At 62.2% G+C, this 23,211-nt stretch carries 21 protein-coding genes; 7 read left to right on the forward strand and 14 right to left on the reverse strand.

The annotated features are described in order from the left end of the window. The first annotated feature begins 193 nt into the window (after positions 1-193). The 3 genes from rsmG (at position 194) to N554_RS0117600 (ending at position 2,726) form a co-directional block, all read left to right on the forward strand. Positions 194-892 carry a 16S rRNA (guanine(527)-N(7))-methyltransferase RsmG gene (gene rsmG / locus N554_RS0117590; RefSeq protein ID WP_029584663.1) on the forward strand — a complete coding sequence of 233 codons (699 nt, stop codon included), beginning with the start codon at positions 194-196 and terminating at the stop codon, positions 890-892. Continuing rightward, positions 889-1,740: a ParA family protein gene (locus tag N554_RS0117595; RefSeq protein ID WP_029584664.1), complete on the forward strand. Its 852-nt coding sequence runs from the start codon at positions 889-891 to the stop codon at positions 1,738-1,740. The genes rsmG and N554_RS0117595 overlap by 4 nt, the downstream gene beginning before the upstream one ends. A 107-nt stretch (positions 1,741-1,847) precedes the next feature. Then, entirely contained in the window at positions 1,848-2,726 is an 879-nt protein-coding gene (locus N554_RS0117600) for a ParB/RepB/Spo0J family partition protein (protein ID WP_029584665.1), read from the forward strand. A 45-nt stretch (positions 2,727-2,771) separates the two neighbouring features. Here the strand turns inward: N554_RS0117600 and holA are convergent, their stop codons facing one another. The 4 genes from holA to N554_RS0117620 all read right to left on the reverse strand — a co-directional run bounded on the left by holA (position 2,772) and on the right by N554_RS0117620 (position 8,890). Next, positions 2,772-3,800, reverse strand: a complete 1,029-nt coding sequence (gene holA / locus N554_RS0117605) for a DNA polymerase III subunit delta (protein ID WP_029584666.1) — start codon at positions 3,798-3,800, stop codon at positions 2,772-2,774. Between the two features lie 124 nt (positions 3,801-3,924). Next, positions 3,925-4,476, reverse strand: coding sequence for an LPS assembly lipoprotein LptE (gene lptE, locus N554_RS0117610; protein ID WP_029584667.1), 552 nt, complete (start codon positions 4,474-4,476; stop codon positions 3,925-3,927). Continuing rightward, complete coding sequence (gene leuS / locus N554_RS0117615; protein ID WP_029584668.1) at positions 4,463-7,087, reverse strand: leucine--tRNA ligase; 2,625 nt, start codon at positions 7,085-7,087, stop codon at positions 4,463-4,465. The genes lptE and leuS overlap by 14 nt, the downstream gene beginning before the upstream one ends. Positions 7,088-7,198: 111 nt before the next feature. Then, on the reverse strand, positions 7,199-8,890 hold the full coding sequence (locus tag N554_RS0117620; RefSeq protein WP_029584669.1) for a diguanylate cyclase domain-containing protein: 1,692 nt from the start codon (positions 8,888-8,890) through the stop codon (positions 7,199-7,201). A 105-nt stretch (positions 8,891-8,995) separates the two neighbouring features. Here N554_RS0117620 and N554_RS0117625 point away from each other — a divergent pair, with 105 nt between their 5' ends. Further along, positions 8,996-9,685, forward strand: a complete 690-nt coding sequence (locus N554_RS0117625; RefSeq protein ID WP_029584670.1) for a YggS family pyridoxal phosphate-dependent enzyme — start codon at positions 8,996-8,998, stop codon at positions 9,683-9,685. A gap of 167 nt (positions 9,686-9,852) precedes the next feature. On the opposite strand, the gene N554_RS0117630 is transcribed toward N554_RS0117625, so the two are convergent. Further along, on the reverse strand, positions 9,853-10,383 hold the full coding sequence (locus N554_RS0117630; protein WP_029584671.1) for a L,D-transpeptidase family protein: 531 nt from the start codon (positions 10,381-10,383) through the stop codon (positions 9,853-9,855). 274 nt (positions 10,384-10,657) lie between these two features. Between N554_RS0117630 and N554_RS0117635 the strand changes: the two genes are divergently transcribed. Further along, on the forward strand, positions 10,658-11,344 hold the full coding sequence (locus N554_RS0117635; RefSeq protein WP_029584672.1) for a response regulator transcription factor: 687 nt from the start codon (positions 10,658-10,660) through the stop codon (positions 11,342-11,344). Between the two features lie 63 nt (positions 11,345-11,407). Next, complete coding sequence (locus N554_RS0117640; protein ID WP_029584673.1) at positions 11,408-11,851, forward strand: cyclic nucleotide-binding domain-containing protein; 444 nt, start codon at positions 11,408-11,410, stop codon at positions 11,849-11,851. A gap of 136 nt (positions 11,852-11,987) precedes the next feature. On the opposite strand, the gene N554_RS0117645 is transcribed toward N554_RS0117640, so the two are convergent. The 8 genes from N554_RS0117645 to N554_RS0117680 all read right to left on the reverse strand — a co-directional run bounded on the left by N554_RS0117645 (position 11,988) and on the right by N554_RS0117680 (position 21,704). Then, positions 11,988-12,803, reverse strand: a complete 816-nt coding sequence (locus N554_RS0117645; RefSeq protein ID WP_029584674.1) for an exodeoxyribonuclease III — start codon at positions 12,801-12,803, stop codon at positions 11,988-11,990. 148 nt (positions 12,804-12,951) lie between these two features. After that, a complete protein-coding gene (locus tag N554_RS0117650) occupies positions 12,952-13,764 on the reverse strand; it encodes an outer membrane lipoprotein carrier protein LolA (RefSeq protein ID WP_156041970.1) in 813 nt (270 codons plus the stop codon). A 139-nt stretch (positions 13,765-13,903) separates the two neighbouring features. Beyond that, on the reverse strand, positions 13,904-16,345 hold the full coding sequence (locus N554_RS0117655) for a DNA translocase FtsK (protein ID WP_029584676.1): 2,442 nt from the start codon (positions 16,343-16,345) through the stop codon (positions 13,904-13,906). Positions 16,346-16,357: 12 nt separating this feature from the next. Beyond that, positions 16,358-17,572, reverse strand: a complete 1,215-nt coding sequence (locus tag N554_RS0117660; protein ID WP_029584677.1) for an aminotransferase class I/II-fold pyridoxal phosphate-dependent enzyme — start codon at positions 17,570-17,572, stop codon at positions 16,358-16,360. Between the two features lie 291 nt (positions 17,573-17,863). Beyond that, the gene (locus N554_RS0117665; protein ID WP_029584678.1) at positions 17,864-19,306 is read right to left on the reverse strand and encodes an ammonium transporter; all 1,443 of its coding nucleotides are present in this window, start codon (positions 19,304-19,306) and stop codon (positions 17,864-17,866) included. Positions 19,307-19,342: 36 nt separating this feature from the next. Further along, positions 19,343-19,681: a P-II family nitrogen regulator gene (locus N554_RS0117670; RefSeq protein ID WP_029584679.1), complete on the reverse strand. Its 339-nt coding sequence runs from the start codon at positions 19,679-19,681 to the stop codon at positions 19,343-19,345. A 305-nt stretch (positions 19,682-19,986) separates the two neighbouring features. Further along, a complete protein-coding gene (locus N554_RS0117675) occupies positions 19,987-21,294 on the reverse strand; it encodes an ammonium transporter (protein ID WP_029584680.1) in 1,308 nt (435 codons plus the stop codon). A gap of 71 nt (positions 21,295-21,365) precedes the next feature. Continuing rightward, positions 21,366-21,704 (reverse strand): P-II family nitrogen regulator, encoded by a 339-nt coding sequence (locus tag N554_RS0117680; protein WP_029584681.1) that lies wholly within the window; start codon positions 21,702-21,704, stop codon positions 21,366-21,368. Between the two features lie 333 nt (positions 21,705-22,037). Here N554_RS0117680 and N554_RS41035 point away from each other — a divergent pair, with 333 nt between their 5' ends. Further along, complete coding sequence (locus N554_RS41035; RefSeq protein WP_245283639.1) at positions 22,038-22,223, forward strand: DUF4339 domain-containing protein; 186 nt, start codon at positions 22,038-22,040, stop codon at positions 22,221-22,223. A gap of 27 nt (positions 22,224-22,250) precedes the next feature. On the opposite strand, the gene tesB is transcribed toward N554_RS41035, so the two are convergent. Beyond that, positions 22,251-23,111: an acyl-CoA thioesterase II gene (tesB, locus tag N554_RS0117685; RefSeq protein ID WP_029584682.1), complete on the reverse strand. Its 861-nt coding sequence runs from the start codon at positions 23,109-23,111 to the stop codon at positions 22,251-22,253. Positions 23,112-23,211 lie beyond the last annotated feature (100 nt).

A 23,211-nucleotide genomic window follows, 5' to 3' on the forward strand; every position in this document is an offset into this window, starting at 1 on the left:
TCGATGCGGAGCCTGTCATAGGGCCGCACGTTGCGCGGACCCGTTGGCATCGGCCCGGAATGACGGTCTGGATTGTTTTGTCGCTTCGCTCCCGGGAAGGACAGTAAGATCGAGCCGCATTTAGAATCGAGCTGCATTTATCAGGTAGGCTCTCAGGCCTGACGACTCCAAGACGGCGACGAACATCAAATCAATGGCCAGAACAGCACAACAGACCGCAACCCCTGTCCTCGTCGCCGACAAGGGCGCGGCGCTCGGCCTGACGCCCGTTTCACGTGAAACAGAGGCGCGGCTGGATCGCTATGTCGATCTCCTCCTCGAATGGCAGGCGAAAACCAACCTGGTCGCGCCGTCGACGCTTCCGCATCTGTGGACCCGGCACATCTCCGATTCGCTGCAGCTTCTGGCCCTCGCCCCATCCGCCAAGATATGGGCCGACCTGGGCAGCGGCGGCGGCTTTCCGGGCGTCGTGCTGGCTTGTGCCTTGGCAGAAACCCCGGGAGCAATGGTTCATCTGGTGGAGCGCAATGCCAAAAAGGCCGCTTTCCTTCGCGAGGCGCTGCGCGTGACCATCTCGCCGGGCATGGTTCATCTCGCGGATATCGGGGATACTGTGGATAGAATCAGCGGCGCCGTCGATTGCGTCACAGCCCGGGCGGTGGCTCCGCTACACCAGCTCATCGGTTTTGTGGAACCTCTGGTGAGACGGGGCGCAAAAGCCCTGTTTCTCAAAGGCCAAGATGTAGAGGCTGAATTGACCGAAGCCACTAAATATTGGAATATGAGGCCGAATCTGCATTCCAGCCGCACCGGCGGAGAGGGCTGGATCGTCGAGCTCGATCATATCGAGCGGCGCAATCCATCCGCGACACCCCATGGCACCCGCGCATGACCGTAATTGATCAAATCTATCAAGAGGATAAGGCACCACGACCAACCGGCCATCCGCGCATTCTGGCGCTGGCCAACCAGAAGGGCGGTGTCGGCAAGACTACCACCGCGATTAATCTCGGCACGGCGCTCGCTGCGATTGGCGAACGCGTGCTGATTGTCGATCTCGATCCGCAAGGCAACGCCTCCACTGGCCTCGGCATCGATCGTCGCAGCCGCAACTGCTCGACCTATGACGTGCTGATCGGTGAGGCGCCGCTGCGCGACGCGGTGGTGCCGACCGCGGTGCCGCGGCTGCAGATCGCGGCGTCGACAATGGATCTCTCAGGCCTCGAACTCGAGCTGGGCTCGGCGCGCGACCGCGCGTTCCGGCTGCGCGATGCGATCGCGGGGCTCAACACCAATGTCACGCCGGACTCCGACTACACTTACGTGCTGATCGATTGCCCGCCATCGCTCAATCTTCTCACCGTCAATGCGATGGCAGCCTCGGACGCAATCCTGGTGCCGCTGCAGTGCGAGTTCTTTGCGCTCGAGGGCCTGTCGCAATTGTTGCAGACGGTGGAGCAGGTGCGCAGCACGCTCAATCCCAACCTGTCGATCCATGGCATCGTGCTGACCATGTTCGACTCGCGCAACAACTTGTCGAACCAGGTTGTCGCAGATGTCCGGCAGTTCATGGGAGCCAAGGTCTATCAGACCATGATCCCGCGCAACGTGCGCATCTCCGAGGCGCCGTCCTACGGCAAGCCGGTGCTGGTGTACGATCTCAAATGCGTCGGCAGCGAGGCCTACCTCAAGCTTGCGACGGAAGTGATCCAGCGCGAGCGCGAGCTGCTCGCGCATTGAAAGAACGTGGATGGCCGGCGCGAAGAGCGCCTTTGCCCACCTTACAAATTACCCAACCTTAAGATTCTAATTCCGGAGTGATGCGAGTGAATCCAAGGGAGCTGGCGATGGCCGACGAAGCGCGTTCGCGACTGGGCCGCGGTCTTGCAAGTCTGATCGGAGATGTTGGCGGCGAAGCCGCGCATGTCGAGCGGCCGCGCGCGCAGCGTAAAGTGCCGATCGAATTCCTCAAGCCCAATCCGCGCAATCCGCGTCGCGCGTTTTCCGACGCCGAACTCGGCGAACTCTCCGATTCGATCAAACAGCACGGCGTGATCCAGCCGATCGTGGTGCGCCCGGTGCGCGGCGTACAGGACCGCTACGAAATCATCGCCGGCGAACGCCGCTGGCGCGCGTCGCAGATCGCCGGCCTGCACGAGGTGCCGATCGTCCCGGTCGACGTCAGCGATAGCGAGGCGCTCGAGATCGCGATCATCGAAAACGTACAGCGCGAAGACCTCAATGCGATGGAAGAGGCGCAGGGCTATCATGCGCTGGCCGATGAATTCAAACGCAGCCAGGAGGAGATCGCAAAGATCGTCGGCAAGAGCCGCAGCCATGTCGCCAACATGATGCGGCTGACGAAACTGCCGGCCGAGGTGCAGGCCTACATCGCATCGGGCCAGTTATCCGCCGGCCACGCGCGCGCGCTGATCGGCGTGCCTGATCCAACGGCCGCCGCCAAGCGTATCGTCGAGGAAGGCCTCAACGTGCGTCAGACCGAGGCGCTGGCGCATGTCGAGGGCGTGCCGGAGCGCAAGCCACAGAAGGCGCGCGGTGGCAAGGTGAAGGACCCTGACACGCTCGCGCTGGAAAAGCGCGTCAGCGACGCGCTCGGGCTCGCGGTCAGCGTCGAACACCGCGATCCCGGCGGCACCGTGCACATCCGCTATCGCGACCTCGAACAGCTCGACGAGATCTTGCGAAGGCTGGATGCGACAAATTGAGTTGCCATTCCGCGTTGGCTGGTTTCACGCGCGCCGCGGAATGACTCACCCCCGCCGCCTTGCATTCGCGGCGATCGACAATAGCGCGCGCTGGGCGATCACGGCGGCCAGCGCTGACTGCTTGCGCATCTCCAGTGCCGTGGTGGCGAGTTGCTCGATGATCGCCACCAGCCGCGCCGCATTGAAATTGCGCAGCGCGATCTCGACATTTCCCTTTCGCGAAAAGTGCAGCCGTGGAAATCCGCTATCGAGCAGCGTCGATACCGGCGTTCCCTCCGCAACCGCAAGTGCCGATTTGTGCAGCCACGCCGCCTGACGCTGGGCGGCGGAAATAATCATGCCGGGGTAAGTGCCTGCGACCATCGCCTTGGCGAATTCAGTTTCGACTGCGGCGGAATTGCCGGCGAAGGCGCCGTCCACGATCGGATCGATCTTCAGCTCGGAAGCATCCGCAACGATCGCCATCACGTCCTCGAGCGTCACCTCACGTTCGCCATGGGCATAGAGCGCGAGCTTCTTCAGCTCGTTGCGCGAGGCCTGGCGGTCACCACCAAGCAACGCCATCAGCGCCGCGCGCGCGTCCGACGCGATGCGCAAATTCGAAACCCGCAATTCATCGTCGATCAGTTTCGCCAGATCGCGTTCGCCGTCGGGATAACAGCTGATCGCCACCGCCGTCCTGGCGCGCTCGCAGGCCTTGCGCAGCGGCGATTCCGGCCGCAGCTCGCCGGCCTCGATCACGATGCGGCAATCCTTTAAGGGCATCTCGGCCAGCGTATCGATCCCGCTGGCAAAGCTGCGGGAGCCGGCGCGGACGCGGATCGCGCGGCGGCCGCCAAACAGCGGCACCGTCATCGCTTCATCGACCAGCCGCGACGGCTCGGCCGAAAGTTCGTCGCCGTCCAGCCTGACCAGCGAAAACGGATCGTTGGGGTCGTCGACCGCGGATGCCAGCAGCGCGTCGGCGCGCTCGCGCACGAGGCCCGCGTCGGGGCCATAGAGCAGGATGATGGGGCGGCCCGGATCGGGCCGGGCGAGGAAAGCGTCGATTTCTTTTCCGCGAAGCGCGACCACGATTAGCCCTGTTGAAACAATTCGTCATTCCGGGACGCGCGACTTGGCGTGGACCCCGGAATCCAGAGATTACAGCGCGAGATTCCGGGTCCGCGCTAACGCGTGCCCTGGAATGACGGAGGGTTCAGGTGCCGGCGACGAAGAACGAGGCCAGCCGGGTCTGGATATTTTCCGCGATTTCCTGGGCGGCGCGATCCTCGGCGTCCCGGAACGCGCGGGAACGGGAGAAGCGCTGGTAGCTGCCGGGGATGTCGTAGGAGACGCGGGCGAACGTGCTGCCGGTCATGACCGATTTGTTCGAGGCGATTTCGATCAGGTTGTACTGCGCATCGATACCGACATTCTCGCCGGTGGGCAGCGCGGTGTTCGGATCGATCATCAGCGACGAACGGCTGGTGTAGAACCGCAGCACCAGCCGGTGGGTGGGCGGCACGCCGGTGGCGGTGCCGTAAAGCTTGAACGCCAGCGCATTACGAATTTCGACGCCGATTCGCGCCTCGCGCGAGGCGTTGGGCTTGTCCACGGGGGGGATTTCCACCCCCATCAGCTTTTCTCGCAGGGCGGGTGTGCCATCGGTGCGTTCGGCATACATCGGCTGGAAGCAGCCGGCCGTCAGCGCCGCCAGGGCGGCTACGGCCAGAAGCCGAGCGGCGATGCGGGTTTTAGCCAACGACATTCACGATCCTCATGGGAACAATGATCACCTTGCGGACGGCTTTGCCGCCGAGCGCCTGTTTTACAGCATCGAGGTCTAAAACGGCAGCCTCAATTTCCGGATTCTGCGCGTTACGGGCCACTGTGACCTCACCCCGTTTTTTGCCGTTGACCTGAACCACAAACGTCACGGTGTCTTCAACCAGCAAATCGCGTTCGATTTTGGGCCAGCTGGCCTCCGACACTAGGCCGGGCCGCCCCAGCACCTGCCAGCATTCCTCGGCCAGGTGCGGCATCATGGGGGCGAACAGTTGAACCAGGATGACCGCGGCCTCGCGAACGGCCCATCCGAGGTCCGGCGGCGGTGTTTCCGGGCGCGCCAGTACCTCGATCAGCGCATTGGAGAATTCCCGGATGTAGGCGAGGCAGACGTTAAAATGCAGCTTTTCGATTCCGGTGGAAACCTTGTCCAGCGCGCTATGGGCCGCCTTGCGCAGGGCCAGTGCATCCGCACCGAAGCTGGCCGGCCGCGCCGAGGGCGCGGCTTTGGCGATATCAGCGGACTCATTGACCAGCCGCCACAGCCGCTGCACGAAGCGCGATGCGCCCTGCACCCGCTCGTCGCTCCAGATCACGTCGCGATCGGGGGGCGAATCCGACAGCATGAACCAGCGCGCCACGTCGGCGCCGTAGGTCGCGATGATGTCGTCGGGGTCGACGGTGTTGCGCTTCGACTTCGACATCTTCTCGATCGAGCCGATTGAGATTTCTTCTCCGGTCTCCATCAAGCTGGCGCGGCGGCCCTCGGCGCCGGTCTCGATTTTGACCTCGGCCGGCGTGACATAGCTGCCGTCGGCCTTTTGATAGGTCTCGTGCACCACCATGCCCTGCGTGAACATGCCGGCGAACGGCTCATCCATGCCGATATGGCCGGTGGCCTTCATCGCGCGGGTAAAGAACCGGCTATACAGGAGATGCAGGATAGCGTGCTCGACGCCGCCGATATATTGGTCGACCGGCATCATCCGGTCCACCACCGGCGGCGTGGTCGGCGCGTTCTCGTTCCACGGATCGGTGAAGCGCGCGAAGTACCACGACGAATCCACGAACGTGTCCATGGTATCGGTCTCGCGCTGAGCCTTGCCGCCACATTGCGGACAGGCGACGTGCTTCCAGGTCGGATGATGGTCGAGCGCATTGCCGGGCCTATCGAACGTCACATCCTCCGGCAGCACCACCGGCAGGTCCTTATCGGGCACCGGCACGACATCGCATTTCGGGCAATGAATCACCGGGATCGGGCAGCCCCAATAGCGCTGACGCGAGATGCCCCAGTCCCGCAGGCGGAAGTTCACCTGCCGCTCGCCGACGGGCATGTTGCCGCGCAGCTCTGCCTCTAGCCTCCTGGCGACCTCCTCCTTGGCCTGCCCAATGGTCATGCCGTCGAGAAAGCGTGAATTGATCATGCGGCCGTCGCCGTCATAGGCGGTGTCCGTTATCACGAATGTCGTCGGGTCCTGGCCTTCGGGGCAAACCACCGGCGTATTGCCGAGGCCGTATTTGTTGACGAAGTCGAGGTCGCGCTGATCGTGCGCAGGACAGCCGAAGATCGCGCCGGTGCCGTATTCCATCAACACGAAATTGGCGACGTAAACCGGCAGCTTCCAGTTCGCATCGAAGGGATGGATTGCCTTGATGCCGGTATCGAAGCCCTGCTTTTCCTGGGTGTCGATAATTTCCTGCGCAGTGCCGTGACGCTTCGCCTCCGCGATGAACTCGGCGAGATCCGGATTCTTCGCAGCCGCGGCCTGCGCCAGCGGATGATCCGGCGCGATCGCCATGAATTTTGCACCGAACAGCGTGTCATGCCGCGTGGTGAATATCTTCAGCTCGGTCTCGCCGGCAGGCGTGGTCGCCGGATCGAGCGCGAAGCGGACCAGCATGCCTTCGGAGCGCCCGATCCAGTTGCGCTGCATCAGCCGTACCTTGTCGGGCCAGCGATCCAGCGTATCGAGCGCGTCCAATAGCTCCTGCGAATATTTGGTGATCTTGAAGACCCACTGCTTCATCTCGCGCTGCTCGACCAGCGCGCCGGAGCGCCAGCCGCGGCCGTCGATCACCTGTTCGTTGGCGAGCACGGTCATGTCGACCGGATCCCAGTTGATCTTGCGATGCTCGCGCTCGGCGAGACCAGCGCGCAGAAAATCCAGGAACATCTTCTGCTGATGCTTGTAGTAAGACGGGTCGCAGGTGGCGAATTCGCGTGACCAGTCGAGCGACAGCCCGATCGATCGCAGCTGCTTCTTCATCGCGGCGATATTGTCGTAGGTCCACGCCTTCGGCGCTACCTTGCGCTCGATTGCAGCGTTCTCCGCCGGCAGCCCGAACGCATCCCAGCCCATCGGGTGCAGCACGTTAAAACCCCTGGCCCGCATGAAGCGCGCCAGCACGTCGCCAAGCGTGTAATTGCGGACATGTCCGATATGGATGCGCCCGGACGGGTAGGGGAACATCTCGAGCACGTAATACTTCGGCCGCCGGTCCTCGTTTTTGGAGGCGAAGATCGCCTCTTCATCCCACTGGCGTTGCCAGCGTGGCTCGGATTCGCGTGCGTTATAGCGTTCGGAGGTCATGAAATCGCAGGGCTTTTTGGGACTCGCGGCCAGTCAAAGGACGGCGGACTAGGCCACAAAAGACCGCGAGGGGTCAACGCCCCAGCACTTCAAAAGGTTGATGGTAAAGCCTCAGCTCGCCAACGCAATTCCGCCCTCGGTCAGCCGCACAAAGCCGTGTTCGGCGACGGCGTTGCGGCCGCGATGCTTGGCGGCATAGAGGGCTGCATCTGCAGCCTCGACCAGGTCGCGCGGATGCTGCGCGTCGTTGGGTTTGGTGGAGGCTACGCCGACGCTGACGGTGACGGTTTGATAACAGGAGGTCACATGGGGCATCGAAAGGTTCTGCACCGCTATGCGTACCATGTCGCCGATCTCGAGCGCTCGGTCTGCGCTGGTGTTCGGCAGCAGCAGGCAGAATTCCTCGCCGCCATAGCGCCCGGCAAAGCCCATGGTCTGGGCGGCAATTCCGGCCAGCGTTTCGCCGAGCCGGCCAAGGCAGATGTCGCCCTCGGGATGGCCATAGGTGTCATTGAACAGCTTGAAGTGATCGACGTCGATCATCAATAGCGAAAGCTCGCTGTCGTATTGCTGGGCCTTCATCCATTCGAAGTCGAGCCGGCTCTGGAATCCGCGCCGGTTGGCCAGCCCCGACAGCATGTCGATCGATGCGATCACGGTCAGCTGGTCATTGGTGGCGACCAGGTCGCGCTCGCGCTGTCCGAGTTGCGCCGCCATTGCATTGAATGCGCGGGCCAGCGGAACAAATTCCGCCGGCAGGCGGTTGCGCGCTGCGCGCACCGACCAGTCGCCCTCGCCGAAGCGTCTGGCTATCGCTGCCATCATTTCGACCGGCTGGATGATGAGCTTCTCTGCGGCGATCAGCGCGCCGAGCAGAACGAACAGGCAGACGAAGCCGAGTAGCAGATAGGCCGTGCGAATCTCGTGGTTGATGGCGGCCGACACCTTGGCTTCGTCGATGCTCACGATCAGCCGCGCTTGGGTGCCCGGAATGCGCACGAATTTGACGGTGCGTTTCGATCCATCGGCGGTGATGAACGAGAGCGACCCCTCAGGCTTCTCCGAGCCGATCGCCTTGTCGGCGATGGCGGACAATAGCGGCACGCCATCCAGCGTACGCCCGATCATGCTGGCCTGATCCGCCGGCGCCGCCAGCACCGCACCTACGCTATCCACCAGCGCGGCCGTAATACCGGGACGTCCGCCGAGATTGCCCATGATCCTCGACATCCAGTCGAAATTGATGGCGGCGAGGATGACGGAGTCCGCCTCGTCACTGATGGCAGATACCGGATAGGCCGCCATCACGACTGGGATGTCGGTAAGCTTGGCGAACAGAAAGTCGCTGAAGACAAAGTCGCGGCTCTCGCGCGCCTTCTTGAGATACGGCCGGTCACTGAGGTCGGCGCCGACAAAGACGTTGCTTGTCGAGCATTGAACCCGTCCGTCGCCGTCTACAATCAGCAAAGCGCGAATCCACGGCAGGTTGGTAGGCAGGCTGGCGCGCAACATGTCGCAACTCCGGCCGATGCCTCCGCCCGTCGCACGGATATAGGCCGTCGACTTCAATACGGTCTCGACTGACGAGATGACTTCGCGCTGCGCATCGACGCTGTGCTGTGCGAGATTAGAGAATTCCTGGGAGGCTAGCGCGATCTGTTTGGAGCGGGTGTCCTCAAGCGAACGGGCGCGTTCAAGCATCAAAGGGGCCACCAGGATCAGCGCCAGCAATGCGAGCCGCGCGCGGATTCCGAGAAGCTGCTTGAGTTTCACTCTTTTGCGGTTGAAATTAATGCGTGACATCGTCGTCCCCGACCCCCACGCAGGGTAGAGAAAAGGGTTCAAGAAGCCTTTCCTGAACTTGGTAAAATTGGAACGAACCCCGTAAATCTACGACCGAGAGGTGACATGGCGCCCGAAAACTCTTCGCCGATAACCCCGGATTTACCAAACGGGCTTGCTAGCGTGGAGCACGAGATCGCGCGCGCGTGCAAGGACGCGCGCCGGGACCGCTCTTCGGTAAAGCTGATCGCGGTGTCCAAGACCTTCGGCGCCGATGCCATTACGCCTGTCATCAGGGCCGGACAGCGCATATTCGGCGAAAATCGCGTGCAGGAAGCCAAAGCAAAGTGGCCAGGGTTAATGTCGGCTTACCCCGGCATTGCCTTGCATCTGATCGGGCCGCTGCAATCCAACAAGGCGAAAGAGGCCGTGGCGCTGTTCGATGCCATTCATTCGGTCGACCGACCGAGCATTTGCCAAGCGTTAGCCAAGGAAATCGATTCTCAAAGCCGCCGGCCGCAACTATTCGTTCAGCTCAATACCGGCGAAGAGCCGCAGAAGGCCGGCATCGCGCCGGGCGAGGCCGACGCCTTCATTGCCGGCTGCCGCGAGAAATATGGCTTGGAAATTTCCGGCCTGATGTGCATTCCGCCGGTCAACGACGCGCCGGCGCCGCATTTCGCGTTGACCGCGAAGATCGCGGCGCGCAACGGCTTGAAGAACCTCTCGATGGGCATGAGCGCCGATTTTGCTGTCGCAATTCAATTAGGTGCGACCCATGTGCGCGTCGGCTCGGCGATTTTCGGGCACCGCTAGTTCTTGCTTCTTTGAAGGAGAGGGAGACCGTACTCCGGATGCTGCGCAACGCGCCACTTGCGGCGGGTGCGCCGCTGATCTGGGGCCATGATCATGCGATATCTACCATAGGTTTCGGCCCCGCGATGCATCGTGAAGAACGCTGCGCCGCGTCCGGGGCACGGCTGCTATCCGATCACGATCTTCGTCTCAGGCCCCAGCCGTTGCAGCAAGCGCAGCATCGCGGCCTTTGTCATCGAAACGCATCCGGCGGTCGGTGAGAAATTCTCCCGCGCCAGATGCAAGAATACCGCGCTGCCGCGGCCGGCGATGCGCGGCGAGCTGTTGTGATCGATCTCGACAATAAAATCGTAGAGTTGATCGTCGCGCTTGAGGCGATCGCCGCCGCGATCGCGATCCAGCCGCACCGCCTGGTTGTAGTGTCGGCTGTTCGGATCTTCGCACCAGGCGTCCTCGGGCCCGATGGCGCGAACCGGCAAGAATGTGCGTGGCCTCGGGTGACGGTCGGCGCGCCACCACAATTGCCGTGGCCGGAACGTGCCCTTGGGGGTCCCGCCGTCGCCCTCGCGCTTGTTGGCCCTGATGCCGCCGCGTCCGAGTGCGACCGGCACGGTCTGCCCGTCGGCGGTCAGCCAGCCCCGGCAGGGGCGGCCGGCGGCGGGACGAATCCTGATCGCGGACCACGGCCGATCACGCAGTCTAATATGATAAGCTATTGAAATAGCAAAGCTTTCCTTGTAGATTGCAAGCCCCTCGGTTGCCTCGTCGGCTGCAAATATTCTATGTCACCGCATTACGGCACATTCATCCAAATCGGTCCGAATTCTGGAATAGACTGCGCCTCGACTTGTGAATTCGTAACAGTCTCCTACTTCAATACGAAGCAAGACTCGACATACCCTGACCCAACAAATCAAGATTCGGCTGAAGGCGCTTCCGCTTGCATCCGCCGCCCCCAAGAGGATGGTACCCATGGCCAATGCCCGCAAGATCCTGATCGTGGATGACGATACCGATCTGCGCGATACGCTGGTGGAGCAATTATCGCTGCACGACGAATTTGAAGCCTCCGCCGTCGATACCGGCGCCAAAGGCGCCAGCGCCGCCAAGACCAACTCGCCCGATCTCGTGCTGATGGATGTCGGGCTGCCGGATACCGATGGCCGCGAAGTCGTGCGCAGCCTGCGCAAGGGCGGCTTCAAGGCGCCGATCATCATGCTCACCGGGCACGATACCGATTCGGACACCATTCTCGGGCTCGAATCCGGCGCCAATGACTATGTCGCCAAGCCGTTTCGCTTCGCGGTGCTGCTGGCGCGGATCCGGGCACAGCTCCGCCAGCATGAAGCCAGCGAAGATGCGGTGTTTTCCGTCGGTCCCTACAGCTTCCGGCCCGGCTCCAAGATGCTCACCGGCGCAAACGCCAGGAAGGTGCGGTTGACCGAAAAGGAGACCGCGATCTTGCGCTTTCTCTACCGGGCCGGGCAGCTGCCGGTATCGCGCGAGACGCTGCTGCAGGAAGTATGGGGCTACAATTCGGGCGTCACCACCCACACCCTGGAAACCCACATCTACCGGTTGCGGCAGAAGATCGAGAAAGATGCCGCCAATCCCGAGATACTGGTCACGGAAGCCGGTGGCTACAAGCTGGTGCCGTGATACGATTCCGACGGCGATTCGTGTCAATCGGCCCAACTAGCAAGTCCCGATCAGCGGTTCTGCATGTCGATCGAAGATGATCTTGCCCTGCTTGAGCGCGTCCCGACACTAAGCCTGTTGGGGACGGCGGCCCTGCGCATGCTGGCCATCGGCTCCGAGCAGCGCGATTTCGTGCGAGGAGAGGTGCTCTTCAACTTGGGCGATGATGCCGATGCGGGCTTTATCGTTCAGCGCGGCGCGTTCCGAATTGCGGACGGCGCGGGCGCGGAAATTATCGTCGGTCCGGGCGCGTTGATCGGCGAACTCGCGCTGATCGCCGCGATGAAGCGGCCGTCGACCGCAACCGCGCTGGAACATTCCTCAGTGATCCGCGTCTCGCGCAGCCTGTTTCAGCGCGTGCTGGAAAGCGATTCCGCGGCCGCGCGCCGGCTGCGCGATGAATTCGCCAGCCGCACCAGCCAGATCGCCAGCGAAATTCTGATGGCGGGCGCCAAGCTGAATATTTGATTGGTCACTCCAGGATGCACCTCTCGGCGCAGGCCCGGAATCCATGCTGTCGATGGTGTTATGGATTCCGGCTCGCTCGTTTCACTCGCGCCCTCAGATGTGCAATTGCACACCGGGGATGACGAAGTAGCTCGTATCACACCTCCAGCGTCACCGTGACCGGCACGTGGTCGGACGGCCGCTCCCAGCCGCGCGCATCGCGGGCGATCTTGAAGTCGCTGACACTCGCCTTGAGGGCCGGTGACACCCAGATATGATCGAGCCGGCGTCCGCGATCGGCGAGCGTCCAGTCCGCGGCGCGGTAGCTCCACCAGGTATAGACTTTTTCCGACAGCGGAATGCGTTCGCGCGCGACATCGATCCATTCGCCGTGCGCTTGAGCTGCCAGAAGTTTCTCGCATTCGATCGGCGTGTGCGACACCACTTTTAACAGCTGCTTGTGCGACCACACGTCGTTCTCATGCGGCGCCACGTTGAGATCGCCCACGAGAATATGCCGGTCATCGCCGCGCGGATGTAACGGCTCGCACGCTTTCATCTCGTCGAGAAACTGCAGCTTGTGTTCGAATTTGGGATTGAGCGCGGGATCGGCAATATCGCCGCCGGCCGGAACGTAGAAATTATGCAGCACCAGCGGCTTCGACAGCTGCGCCTTTTCGCCGAACGCCACGGAGATGTGGCGCGAATCGAGTTTGTCGCAGAAGGTGCGAATGTCGGTTGTCTCGAACGGCAGTTTCGAGATCACCGCGACGCCGTGATAGCCCTTCTGTCCGTTCAGCGCCACGTGCTCATAGCCAAGGCGTTTGAAGCGTTTCAGCGGAAACGCGTCGTCGATGCATTTGGTTTCCTGCAGGCACAGCACATCCGGCCGCACCGACTTCAAGAATTTCGCGACGAGATCGATGCGCAGGCGCACCGAATTGATGTTCCAGGTGGTCAGGGAGAAGCGCATGGAGATGGTGTATCAGTGCAAGCGAAAAATGACACGCCTCATCCTTTAGGAGCGGCCACTTGGCCGCGTCTCGAAGGATGGGTTCATTGTGCGGGCATCCCTCGAGGCGCACGCCAAGAGGGCGCGCTCGCCAGGATGAGGTGAGTATCTAGCCCGGCGGCGTCGAGTAGTTGGTGAAGTCGATCTTGAACAGGCCGGGATCGACTTTCTTGGAGCTGTCGAGATTATAGATCGCAACCGTGGTGTCATAGCCCTGCGGATCGGTCACGGTCCACTGCTTGAGCTGTCCGTCCTTGGCGCCGACCATCAGCATCAGGCGGCTGGTGCCGATCAGCGCCTGCTTTTCCTCGATAGTGATGCTGATGAAGATGTCGTCGGCCGTCACGTTCACGACATTGGTGTCTTTCAGAAGGTCGATGCGGTCAGACAACAGGTATCGAAGCGGCGTCTGCGACAACGGATAGATGTCCTGGGTCGCTAGCTTGCGGTCGCGCACCGCCAGCGACGATCCATCGGCGATAATCGCGATCGGGCTCGGCGCCTCATATTCAAAACGCACCTTGCCGGGCTTCTGAATGTAAAATTCGCCCTTGGTCTTGCTGCCGTCAGGTCCGACCTGGACGAAATTTCCGACCAGCGTCTGCAGCGATGACAGATAGGAGCTCACCTTGGCGGCTTGCGCCCTTTGATTGGCATCGAAGGTCGCAAAAATATTGGCAGGGAGGTTCCGGTGTGGATCGGGAATCACCGGGGTAGGCGGCGGAGCGGGAGTTGCCCCGGTCGTCATCGGACCTTTCTGCAGGTCGGACGCGCTCAACTGAATGTTGCCGCGAGCCTTCGGTGCGGGTTTTGGGATCGGAACGTTCTGCGCGGCACTCGGCGTCCCGATGCCGATGATCGATGCGGCGATCAGCGAGGCCAACCCGGTACGCAAGCCCCGGACACCGAGCCGTTCTGCCATTCCAGGTTTTAGATTTCTATTCAACGCGTCATCCTACCCGGCTTTGGGCCATTTTACCGTGCTTTCGACAAAAGCAGATATGGTTTTTCCGTGAAAATATAATGGCTGATGAGGTAACCCTTTGGTCCGATGACGTCTCTCAAAAGCGGCTTTCTTCTTCTTCGATCAGAATTTCGCGCTTTCCGGCGTGATTGGCCTGCCCGACAATGCCCTCGAGTTCCATTCGCTCCATCAGCGAGGCGGCGCGGTTATATCCGATCTGCAGCCGGCGCTGAATGTAGCTGGTGGAGGCCTTGCGGTCGCGCTTGACGATCGCTACCGCCTGCGAGAATAGGTCGCCGCCACCGTCGGCACCCATGCCGGAGGCATCGAACACCGCGCCATCTTCGTCGGTCGGCTCTTCCGCGGTGACCGCCTCGAGGTACTCGGGCTGGCCCTGCGATTTGAGATGGCGCACCACCTTCTCGACCTCTTCGTCCGAAACGAAAGGTCCGTGCACGCGGCTGATGCGTCCGCCGCCGGCCATATAGAGCATGTCGCCCTGTCCGAGCAGCTGTTCGGCGCCCATCTCGCCCAGGATGGTGCGGCTGTCGATCTTCGAGGTGACCTGAAACGAGATGCGGGTCGGGAAGTTTGCCTTGATGGTGCCGGTGATGACGTCGACTGAGGGTCGTTGCGTTGCGAGAATCACATGCAGGCCCGCGGCGCGCGCCATTTGCGCCAGGCGCTGTACCGCGCCTTCGATATCCTTGCCGGCGACCATCATCAGATCGGCCATTTCATCGACGATGATAACGATAAAGGGCAGTGGCTCGAGGTCGAGCTTCTCTGCCTCGTAGATCGCCGTGCCGGTTTCCTTGTCGAAGCCGGTATGCACCGTGCGTGTCAGCTCCTCACCTTTGCTCCTGGCTTCCACCAGGCGCGCGTTGTAACCATCGATGTTGCGAACGCCGAGCTTGGACATTTTCTTGTAGCGCTCTTCCATCTCGCGCACCGCCCACTTCAGCGCGACCACGGCCTTCTTCGGGTCGGTCACGACCGGCGTCAGCAGATGCGGAATGCCGTCATAGACGGAGAGTTCGAGCATTTTCGGATCGACCATGATCAGGCGGCATTGATCGGGCCGCAGCCGATAGACCAGGCTGAGGATCATGGTGTTGATGGCGACCGATTTGCCGGAGCCGGTGGTGCCGGCGATCAACAGATGCGGCATGCGCGCGAGATCGACGATGATGGATTCGCCGCCGATGTTCTTGCCGAGACAAAGCGGAAGCTTCGCGACCGATTCGTTGCCGTCTTTCACCGACAGCAATTCGCGCAAATAGACCTTTTCGCGATGCGCGTTCGGCAGTTCGATACCGATGGCGTTGCGGCCGGGAACGACGGCGACGCGCGCCGAGAGCGCGCTCATCGAACGCGCGATGTCGTCGGCGAGCCCGATGACGCGCGATGATTTGATGCCGGGGGCGGGCTCCAGTTCGTACAGCGTCACCACCGGGCCGGGATTCGCCTTGACGATCTCACCGCGCACGCCGAAATCGCCAAGCACGCCTTCCAGCGCGCGGGAGTTGGAATCCAGTTCCGACTTGCTGAGCGGTTGGCGATCCGAAGCCCTCGGCGCGGTCAGCACTGAAATCGGCGGCAGGTCGAACTTGCCGGACGATTTGCGCAACGGCGCGCGTGGCTCAGCCTTCTTGCGCGTGCGGGCGACGGGAATTTCCTCGTCGTCATCTTCCTCATTGTCGAGATCTTCTTCCGCCTGCGGTGCCAGCGACGGCGCCGCGCGGCCGCCAAGATCTGGCTCCTGGCGTTCGAACGAAGAGGTTCGTGGCGCCGGCGCGCTCGCCACCAGCCAGCCGTAAGCCAACGTCAGTAATCGCCAGAGCCGCGCCTTCGCGCTCATCGCGGCATGAAACGCCCAGCCCAGCGAAACCGACCCGCCGTCATCTTCTTCCACGAATGGCCTGTCGTTGTCCTCGACCGGCGCCGGTTCCTCTTCTTGCGGGCGCGAGCCCATGCCGCTCGCAATCAGGAATGTCGCGATCACAGCGGCGAAAAGGATGATGCCGAGTACTAGGCGATAGATAGTGCCGGGCGGACCGAACACGACCGCGGGCGCGCGCACCAGCGCATCGCCGACCACGCCGCCAAGCCCGGTAGGCAGCGGCCACGCCCCGCCCCGTGGCCAGCAGCTGGCAAAACCGGCCGATATCACCGTGCTGAGGATCCAGCACGCGATCCGCAGCGCTTCCCGGTCGAACGTTCGATGGGTCAGCATACGCCAGCCCCAGACCGCGACGGGGAGGATCAGCATGATCGAGCCGAGGCCCAGAATCTGCATCAAAAGATCGGCGCCGATCGCGCCGGGATAGCCGAGGATGTTGCGGATCGCACGCGACGTCGCGTGGCTGAGGCTCGGATCCTGCACCGACCATGTCATCAGCGCCGCCGCCGCCATGCCGGCCAGGGCGATCAAGCTCAATCCGGCAAGTTCGCTAAGGCGCCGCGCCAAGGCTTGGCGGATCGACGCCGGCAACTGGCCGACCAGGGGAATGACGCGTTCGATCGCTGGCATGCTCATGGGGCCCTGCGATTAATCGAGAATTTCGACCAGCCGGTGCAATGCCTCGGCTGTTGTTTCACTGTCTTGCACCAGCGCCAGGCGAATGTAGCCGGCGCCGGGATTGCTGCCGTCGGGTTGCTGGCGCGCCAGATAGCTTCCGGGCACCACGCGCACGCCGCCGTCCTTGTAGAGCTTTATCGTCGCCGCTTCGTCGCCGCCGCGGGCCGACACATCGAGCCAGACGCAGAAGCCGCCGGCGGGTCGGCGATAGCCGTAGCGACTGCCAAGAATCTGATCGGCGAGATCGAACTTGATCCGGTAGAGCCGGCGATTTTCCTCGACATGCGCTTCGTCGCTGTAGGCCGCGATCGCGACATGCTGCAGCGGCACCGGCACCTGCGGCGCGGCGACATTGCGCAGCTCGTGAAACACGCCGAGGAATTTCTTGTCGCCGGCGGCAAAGCCGACCCGCATGCCCGGCAGGTTCGAGCGCTTCGACAGCGACTGGAACGCAATGACATTGGTAAAGTCAGGACCGGCACACTCCAGCATGCTGCCGGGCGCGGTTTGCGTATAAATCTCCGAATAGCACTCATCGCTCAGGATCATGAAGCCGAAACGATCAGCGAGCTTCTTCAGGCGGCTGAAATATTCGCGCGATGCCACGGCTCCCTGCGGATTGGCCGGCGAGGCGATGTAGATCGCAACCGCTCTCGCCAGCGTGGCGTCGTCGAGCGCGTCGAGGTCCGGCAAGAATCCGTTGGCGAGTGTAGTCGGCAGATAGACCGCCTCGCAGTCCGCGGCGCGCGCGCCGGCGCCATAAGCCGGATAGAACGGATTGGGCATCAGGATGGCGGGTTTACCCCTGCGCCCGCCGACATAGCGGGCGGCGGTCAGGGCTGCGAAGAACAGGCCCTCGCGGCTGCCGTTCAGCACCAGAATTTCGCTCTCGGGGTCGATTCCCCGCGGCAGCTCGAACCGCGTGGATAGCCAGTTCGCGGCCGCGCGGCGGAACGGCTCGATGCCCTTGGCGATGGGATAGCGGCCGAAATCGGCGGTGTGCTTGGCCAGCACCGGCCCGACAAAGCTCGGCACAGGATGCTGCGGCTCGCCCAACGATAGCGCAATCAATGGCTTAGCCGGCTGGTAGGGGGCCAATAGCTCGGTCAGCCGCGCGAATGGCGAGCGCTCGCTTTCCAGACTGCCGGCGCCCTGCGGCGCGCGGGATGGGGCGGTGATTGCCATACTTTAAAGCGCCAGCACTCTTCGGGGCAGCCGATCGCAGGTCGAGACCGGCCGGAAACGGATCAAACCACCATAGATACGGCGAGGTTAAGACGCGATTAACCATCGACAAGCGGGGACCTCCAGACCCCCAAATTCCCACGAAAACAAGACGATGCCTGTTTCAGGCCGCCCGCCCAAAAAGAAAGAGGCTCCAACTTGCGCTGGAGCCCCTCAACGGTCGGGGCACGCCGGTATGTGCCCAAACCGTAGTTCTGGGCGCGACCTCCCGAGACCGCGCCCCGGGAGAACTCACATGTTGTAAGCGCGCTCCGTGTGCTCGGTGATGTCGAGGCCTTCGCGCTCCACCTCAACGGTGACACGCAGGCCGACGATGACGTCGACTACCTTGTAGAGGATCGCCGAACCGATGCCCGACCACACCAGCGTGGTGCAGACGCCCCAGATTTGCGCGGTCATCTGCGCCGCGAAATCGTAGTCGGCGATCTTGCCGGCGGTGTAGTCCATGATGCCGGTACCGCCGAGCGCCGGATTCACCAGGATGCCGGTGCCGATCGCGCCGACGATGCCGCCGATGCAGTGGACACCGAACACGTCGAGCGAGTCGTCATAGCCGAGCGCGTTCTTGATGACGGTGCAGAAGAACAGGCAGACCACGCCGACCACGAGACCGAGCACGATCGCGCCCATCGGACCGGAGAAACCGGCCGCGGGCGTAACCGCGACAAGTCCCGCCACCGCGCCCGAAATTGCGCCGAGCACCGAGGGATGCCCCTTGATGATCCACTCCGCGAACATCCACGACAGCGCCGCCGCCGCAGTCGCGACAAAGGAGTTGGTCATGGCGAGCGCGGCGCCGCCGCTGGCTTCGAGGTTCGATCCGGCGTTGAAGCCGAACCAGCCGACCCAGAGCAGCGAGGCGCCGATCATGGACATGGTCAGCGAATGCGGAGCCATCAGGTCTTTGCGGTAACCGGTGCGCTTGCCGATCAGGAGCGCGCCGACGAGACCGGCGATGCCGGCGTTGATGTGCACCACGGTGCCGCCTGCGAAGTCGATCGCACCCTTCTTGAATATCCAGCCGGCGTCGGCGTTGATTTCATCGAGTTTGGCCTGCGCCGCAGTCTTCGCCGCCGCATCACCCGCTGCCGCAAGAGCCTTGACCGCATCCGAGATCGCGTCCGGTCCAGGCCAGTACCAGACCATGTGCGCGATCGGGAAATAGATCAACGTGACCCAGAGCGGGATGAACAGCGCGATCGCCGAAAACTTCATGCGTTCGGCGAAGGCGCCGACGATGAGGGCGGGAGTAATCGCCGCGAAGGTCATCTGGAAGCAGACGTATACGAGTTCCGAGATGTTGGCGTCGACGCTGAACGTTGCGGCCTTGGAGTCAGGCGTGACGCCCATCAGGAAGGCCTTCGAGAAGCCGCCGATGAAGTCGGAGCCGCCGGTGAAGGCGAGGCTGTAGCCGTACAGCGTCCAGATGATGGTGACGATGCACACGGTGTAGAATACCTGCATCAGCACCGAGAGCATGTTCTTGGAACGGACGAGACCACCGTAGAACAGGGCGAGTCCCGGGATCGTCATCAACAGCACCAGCACCGTCGAGGTCAGCATCCAGGCATTGTCGCCCTTGTTGACGGTTGGCTCTGCATAGGCAGCGGTCGCGGCGAACAGGCCGACTACGAGGGCTGCCAATCCCGCGCTATAGGGACGTTTGAACGTCATTTGTTTTCTCCTGATTAAATAAGGTTGAGCGCGAAATCAGAGTGCTGCGGCATCTTCCTCTCCCGTGCGGATGCGGACCGCATGGTCGAGGTTGATGACGAAGATCTTGCCGTCGCCGATCTGTCCGGTTTTTGCAGCTGACGTGATGGCGTCGATCGTCTTGTCGACCTGGTCCGAGGCGATCGCGACCTCGATCTTGATCTTGGGCAGGAAGCTCACCGCGTATTCAGCACCGCGATAAATTTCCGTATGGCCCTTCTGCCGGCCATATCCCTTGACTTCCGTCACCGTGAGACCGTGAACGCCAATGGCGGTCAGGGCGTCACGGACTTCTTCGAGCTTGAATGGCTTGATGATCGCCATAACAATTTTCATGGGTCTTATCCCCGCTTGGGCCCGGTCCAGACGCGACCGAGCGTTCTCGACTGAGGTTCACCACGCGGAGAAGTTCGCTACGCGGGCACAGCCAGCACCCTTAGAATCAAATGCCGTGCCAGATGCTGCGTATTGCCTAACCGACTATGAACGCAGACCTTTTCGAGCTTTGGCGGTATCTGTCCGATATGCGGTATTCAGCCGCGCCCAAAGCCTAGTCACTGCTGCCTAAAACAGAGGCGTGACAGGCTCCCGACACAATCCTGCTCACGGGGCGGGCAGGAAAACGGTATTTGGATGAGGCCCTACTGCAAAGCCTCGCCATGCTGCGAAATATCGAGGCCTTCCAGTTCCTGCTCCTTGGATACCCGCAGCGGAACGAAGGCGCTGACGAGCTTCAGCAGCGCATAGGTCACGCCGCCGGACCACGCCAGCGTGACCACGACGCCGTAGAGCTGGATCAGCAGCAGCTGCGGATTGCCTTCGATCAGGCCGGAGGTCCCGCCGATCGAGGCGGTCGCAAACACGCCGGCCAGCAGCATGCCGGTCATTCCGCCGATGCCGTGAACCCCGAACACGTCGAGGGAATCGTCGTAGTTGAAGCGGTGCTTCAGCGAGGTGCAGGCCCAGAAGCACACCAGGCCGGCGATCATGCCGATGACGATGCCGTGCCACGGCCCGACGAATCCGCTCGCCGGCGTAATCGTTCCAAGACCCGCGACCGCACCTGAAATCATGCCGAGCACCGACGGCTTACGCCGGGTTGTCCATTCGAGCGCGCCCCAGGTCAGCGCGCCGGCACAGGCTGCGAGATGGGTTGCGATGATCGCCATCACCGCGCGCGAATTCGCACCCAAAGCCGATCCGCCGTTGAAGCCGAACCAGCCGACCCACAATAGTCCGGTGCCCATCACCGCGAGCGACAGATCGAACGGCGCCAGATTGTCAGTGCCATAGCCTTGGCGCCGGCCCATCACTTTCGCTGCAACCAGGCCGCCGATCCCGGCGCTGAGATGAACGACAAGGCCGCCCGCAAAATCCAGCACACCCGCGCTGCCGAGAAAGCCGCCGCCCCAAACCCAATGTGCGAGCGGAACGTAGACGATCATGAACCAGCCGACGGAAAACAGCAGATAGGCTGAGAACCGCATCCGGTCGGCGACGGAGCCCGCCACCAGCGCCACCGTGATGATCGCAAACGTCATCTGGTAAAGCATGAACAAGCTTTCCGGAATCGATTTCGCCGCGGGATGGACGCTGTCCATGGTCATGCCGGCCAGAAACCAGCGGTCGAGCGTGCCGAGCCAGGGACCGTCGCCGACGAACACCAGCGAATAGCCGAACGCCACCCAGAGAATCGAAATGATGGCCACGGCTGCAAGGCTTTGCGCCATCGTCGCCAGCACGTTCTTCTTGCGCACCATGCCGGAATAGAACAGCGCCAAGCCCGGTATCGTCATCATCAGCACCAGCGCTGTGGCGACGATCATCCACGCGGTGTCGGCGGCGCTGATGGCAGAGGTTTCGGCAACCGCCGGTGTCGAAAAAGAGAAGACCGCCCCAAGACCAAATAGCGCAGCCAAGCTTGCTGCACGATACGATAGTGCCCCCATGGTATTCCCCCGCCCTGTGATGACTTTGTTGATCGCACGCCCCGCATCGTCATCGGATGCGAGTGAAGAATTCAGAGCGCGTCGCTGTCGGTCTCGCCGGTCCGGATCCGCAACGCGTGATCGATCGGCGTCACGAATATCTTGCCGTCGCCGATCTGACCGGTGCGCGCGCTGGAAGTAATGACGCCAACGGCCTTGTCGGCGAGATCGGACGCGACTGCGATTTCGATCCTAAGCTTCGGCAGAAAATTCACGACATATTCGGCACCGCGATAGATTTCTGTGTGGCCTTTCTGGCGGCCATAGCCTTTGACCTCGGTCACCGTCATGCCGTGGACGCCGATGGCGGTGAGCGCCTGCCGGACTTCGTCGAGCTTGAATGGTTTGATAATGGCAACAACGAGCTTCATGGTCAGGCCTTCATTTCCAGGATTCCAGAGGTCGGTCGCGCCCCGATTTGCGGCCAGGCAAGTCTGGCAGCTTTTTGTGCAGATGGCACAAAATGTTGCAACTTAAAACGAAAAACAATTGCGGCGCTTTCCGCCCGCTGGCTAGGCTCGGCGTACGGAGCAGGAACTATCCGAAAAAACTCGATTTCATCGCCAGCGGTCCTGCAGCCCGCCGTCTGCCACAGCGTTTTGGGGGATAAAAAAGGCCGGCCGATCGCGGTTTTTTGCATCTCAGGGACAACAGCAGGGGCCTGAACCGGAGGCAAAGCTGCGCGGGGTCATCGCAGGCGGACGGTGACGGCGGAGACGCTGGTCTGGACCGAGGGCTTGGCAGGCTGGCAAAAGGCGAGAGATATTCCGGGCCTGCTCTATCTTGGGGCGGACGGTGGTTTACGTTTTGGCCATGGCGTTGATCGTTCCCATTTCGTGGGCGATGGGATGGTACGCCCCCTGGTACGTCTCGCGGTTTGCGCTTGTTGAAAGAACCGCCTGGAGCGGCGACCGATTTCATTTGCGCTCGCGGAGAGAACCTTCCTGCGCGACCGAGGCCACCAGCGTGCCGTCGGCTTTGAAGATCATGCCGCGGGTCAGGCCGCGCCCGGCGCGGGCGCTCGGTGAATCCTGCGCGTATAGCAGCCATTCGTCGGCGCGAAACGGCCGGTGAAACCACATCGCGTGATCGAGACTTGCCGGCATCATGCGCTTGTCGAACAGCGTCCTGCCGTAGCGTGCCATCGCCGCGTCGAGCAACGAGAAATCCGAGGCATAGGCCAGCGCGCACATGTGCAGCGCCGGATCATCGGGCAGTTTCGACGCGGTTCGGATCCAGACGTGGATGCGGCCCTCGTCGATCTTCTGGCCGAAATAGCGGCCGAGCTCCACCGGGCGCAGTTCGATCGGGCGATCGGATTCGTAGTAGCGGCGGATGAATTCCGGCATCTCGCGGAACATCGGCTGTTTTGCCACTTCCTCGGCGGTGAGTTTTTCCGGAGGTGGCACATCCGGCATTCTGTCCTGATGGTCGAACGCGCCTTCCTCCTCGACATGAAACGACACCATGATCGAAAAGATCGCGTTGCCGTGCTGGATCGCGGTGACGCGGCGGGTCGAATAGCTCCTGCCGTCGCGCAGCCGCTCGACCTCATAGATAATCGGAATCTGTGGATCGCCCGGCAGGATGAAATAGCAATGCAGCGAGTGCGGCAGGCGGCCTTCGACGGTGCGGCACGCCGCCACCATCGCCTGTCCGATCACCTGCCCGCCGAACACCCGCTGCCAGCTCGTCTTCGGGCTGTTGCCACGAAACAGGTTCACCTCGATCGGCTCGAGATCGAGAATGGAAATCAGGTCAATCAAGCCTTTGGACATGGAGGCGCTTTCGGTTTGAGACCGTCATTCCGGGGCGTGAGCGAAGCGAACGAACCCGGAATCTCGAGATTCCGGGTTCGCGCTGGCCGCGCGCCCCGGA

This window comes from Bradyrhizobium sp. URHD0069 (assembly GCF_000701345.1).
GTDB lineage: Bacteria > Pseudomonadota > Alphaproteobacteria > Rhizobiales > Xanthobacteraceae > Bradyrhizobium.

What these genes read in the sequence shown, in the direction of transcription:
- rsmG (WP_029584663.1), top strand. Translation starts at nt 194, where the DNA reads ATGGCCAGAACAGCACAACAGACCGCAACCCCTGTCCTCGTCGCCGAC.
- N554_RS0117595 (WP_029584664.1), top strand. Translation starts at nt 889, where the DNA reads ATGACCGTAATTGATCAAATCTATCAAGAGGATAAGGCACCACGACCA.
- N554_RS0117600 (WP_029584665.1), top strand. Translation starts at nt 1,848, where the DNA reads ATGGCCGACGAAGCGCGTTCGCGACTGGGCCGCGGTCTTGCAAGTCTG.
- lptE (WP_029584667.1), bottom strand. Translation starts at nt 4,476, where the DNA reads ATGTCGTTGGCTAAAACCCGCATCGCCGCTCGGCTTCTGGCCGTAGCC.
- leuS (WP_029584668.1), bottom strand. Translation starts at nt 7,087, where the DNA reads ATGACCTCCGAACGCTATAACGCACGCGAATCCGAGCCACGCTGGCAA.
- N554_RS0117620 (WP_029584669.1), bottom strand. Translation starts at nt 8,890, where the DNA reads ATGTCACGCATTAATTTCAACCGCAAAAGAGTGAAACTCAAGCAGCTT.
- N554_RS0117625 (WP_029584670.1), top strand. Translation starts at nt 8,996, where the DNA reads ATGGCGCCCGAAAACTCTTCGCCGATAACCCCGGATTTACCAAACGGG.
- N554_RS0117635 (WP_029584672.1), top strand. Translation starts at nt 10,658, where the DNA reads ATGGCCAATGCCCGCAAGATCCTGATCGTGGATGACGATACCGATCTG.
- N554_RS0117640 (WP_029584673.1), top strand. Translation starts at nt 11,408, where the DNA reads ATGTCGATCGAAGATGATCTTGCCCTGCTTGAGCGCGTCCCGACACTA.
- N554_RS0117645 (WP_029584674.1), bottom strand. Translation starts at nt 12,803, where the DNA reads ATGCGCTTCTCCCTGACCACCTGGAACATCAATTCGGTGCGCCTGCGC.
- N554_RS0117650 (WP_156041970.1), bottom strand. Translation starts at nt 13,764, where the DNA reads ATGGCAGAACGGCTCGGTGTCCGGGGCTTGCGTACCGGGTTGGCCTCG.
- N554_RS0117655 (WP_029584676.1), bottom strand. Translation starts at nt 16,345, where the DNA reads ATGAGCATGCCAGCGATCGAACGCGTCATTCCCCTGGTCGGCCAGTTG.
- N554_RS0117660 (WP_029584677.1), bottom strand. Translation starts at nt 17,572, where the DNA reads ATGGCAATCACCGCCCCATCCCGCGCGCCGCAGGGCGCCGGCAGTCTG.
- N554_RS0117665 (WP_029584678.1), bottom strand. Translation starts at nt 19,306, where the DNA reads ATGACGTTCAAACGTCCCTATAGCGCGGGATTGGCAGCCCTCGTAGTC.
- N554_RS0117670 (WP_029584679.1), bottom strand. Translation starts at nt 19,681, where the DNA reads ATGAAAATTGTTATGGCGATCATCAAGCCATTCAAGCTCGAAGAAGTC.
- N554_RS0117675 (WP_029584680.1), bottom strand. Translation starts at nt 21,294, where the DNA reads ATGGGGGCACTATCGTATCGTGCAGCAAGCTTGGCTGCGCTATTTGGT.
- N554_RS0117680 (WP_029584681.1), bottom strand. Translation starts at nt 21,704, where the DNA reads ATGAAGCTCGTTGTTGCCATTATCAAACCATTCAAGCTCGACGAAGTC.
- tesB (WP_029584682.1), bottom strand. Translation starts at nt 23,111, where the DNA reads ATGTCCAAAGGCTTGATTGACCTGATTTCCATTCTCGATCTCGAGCCG.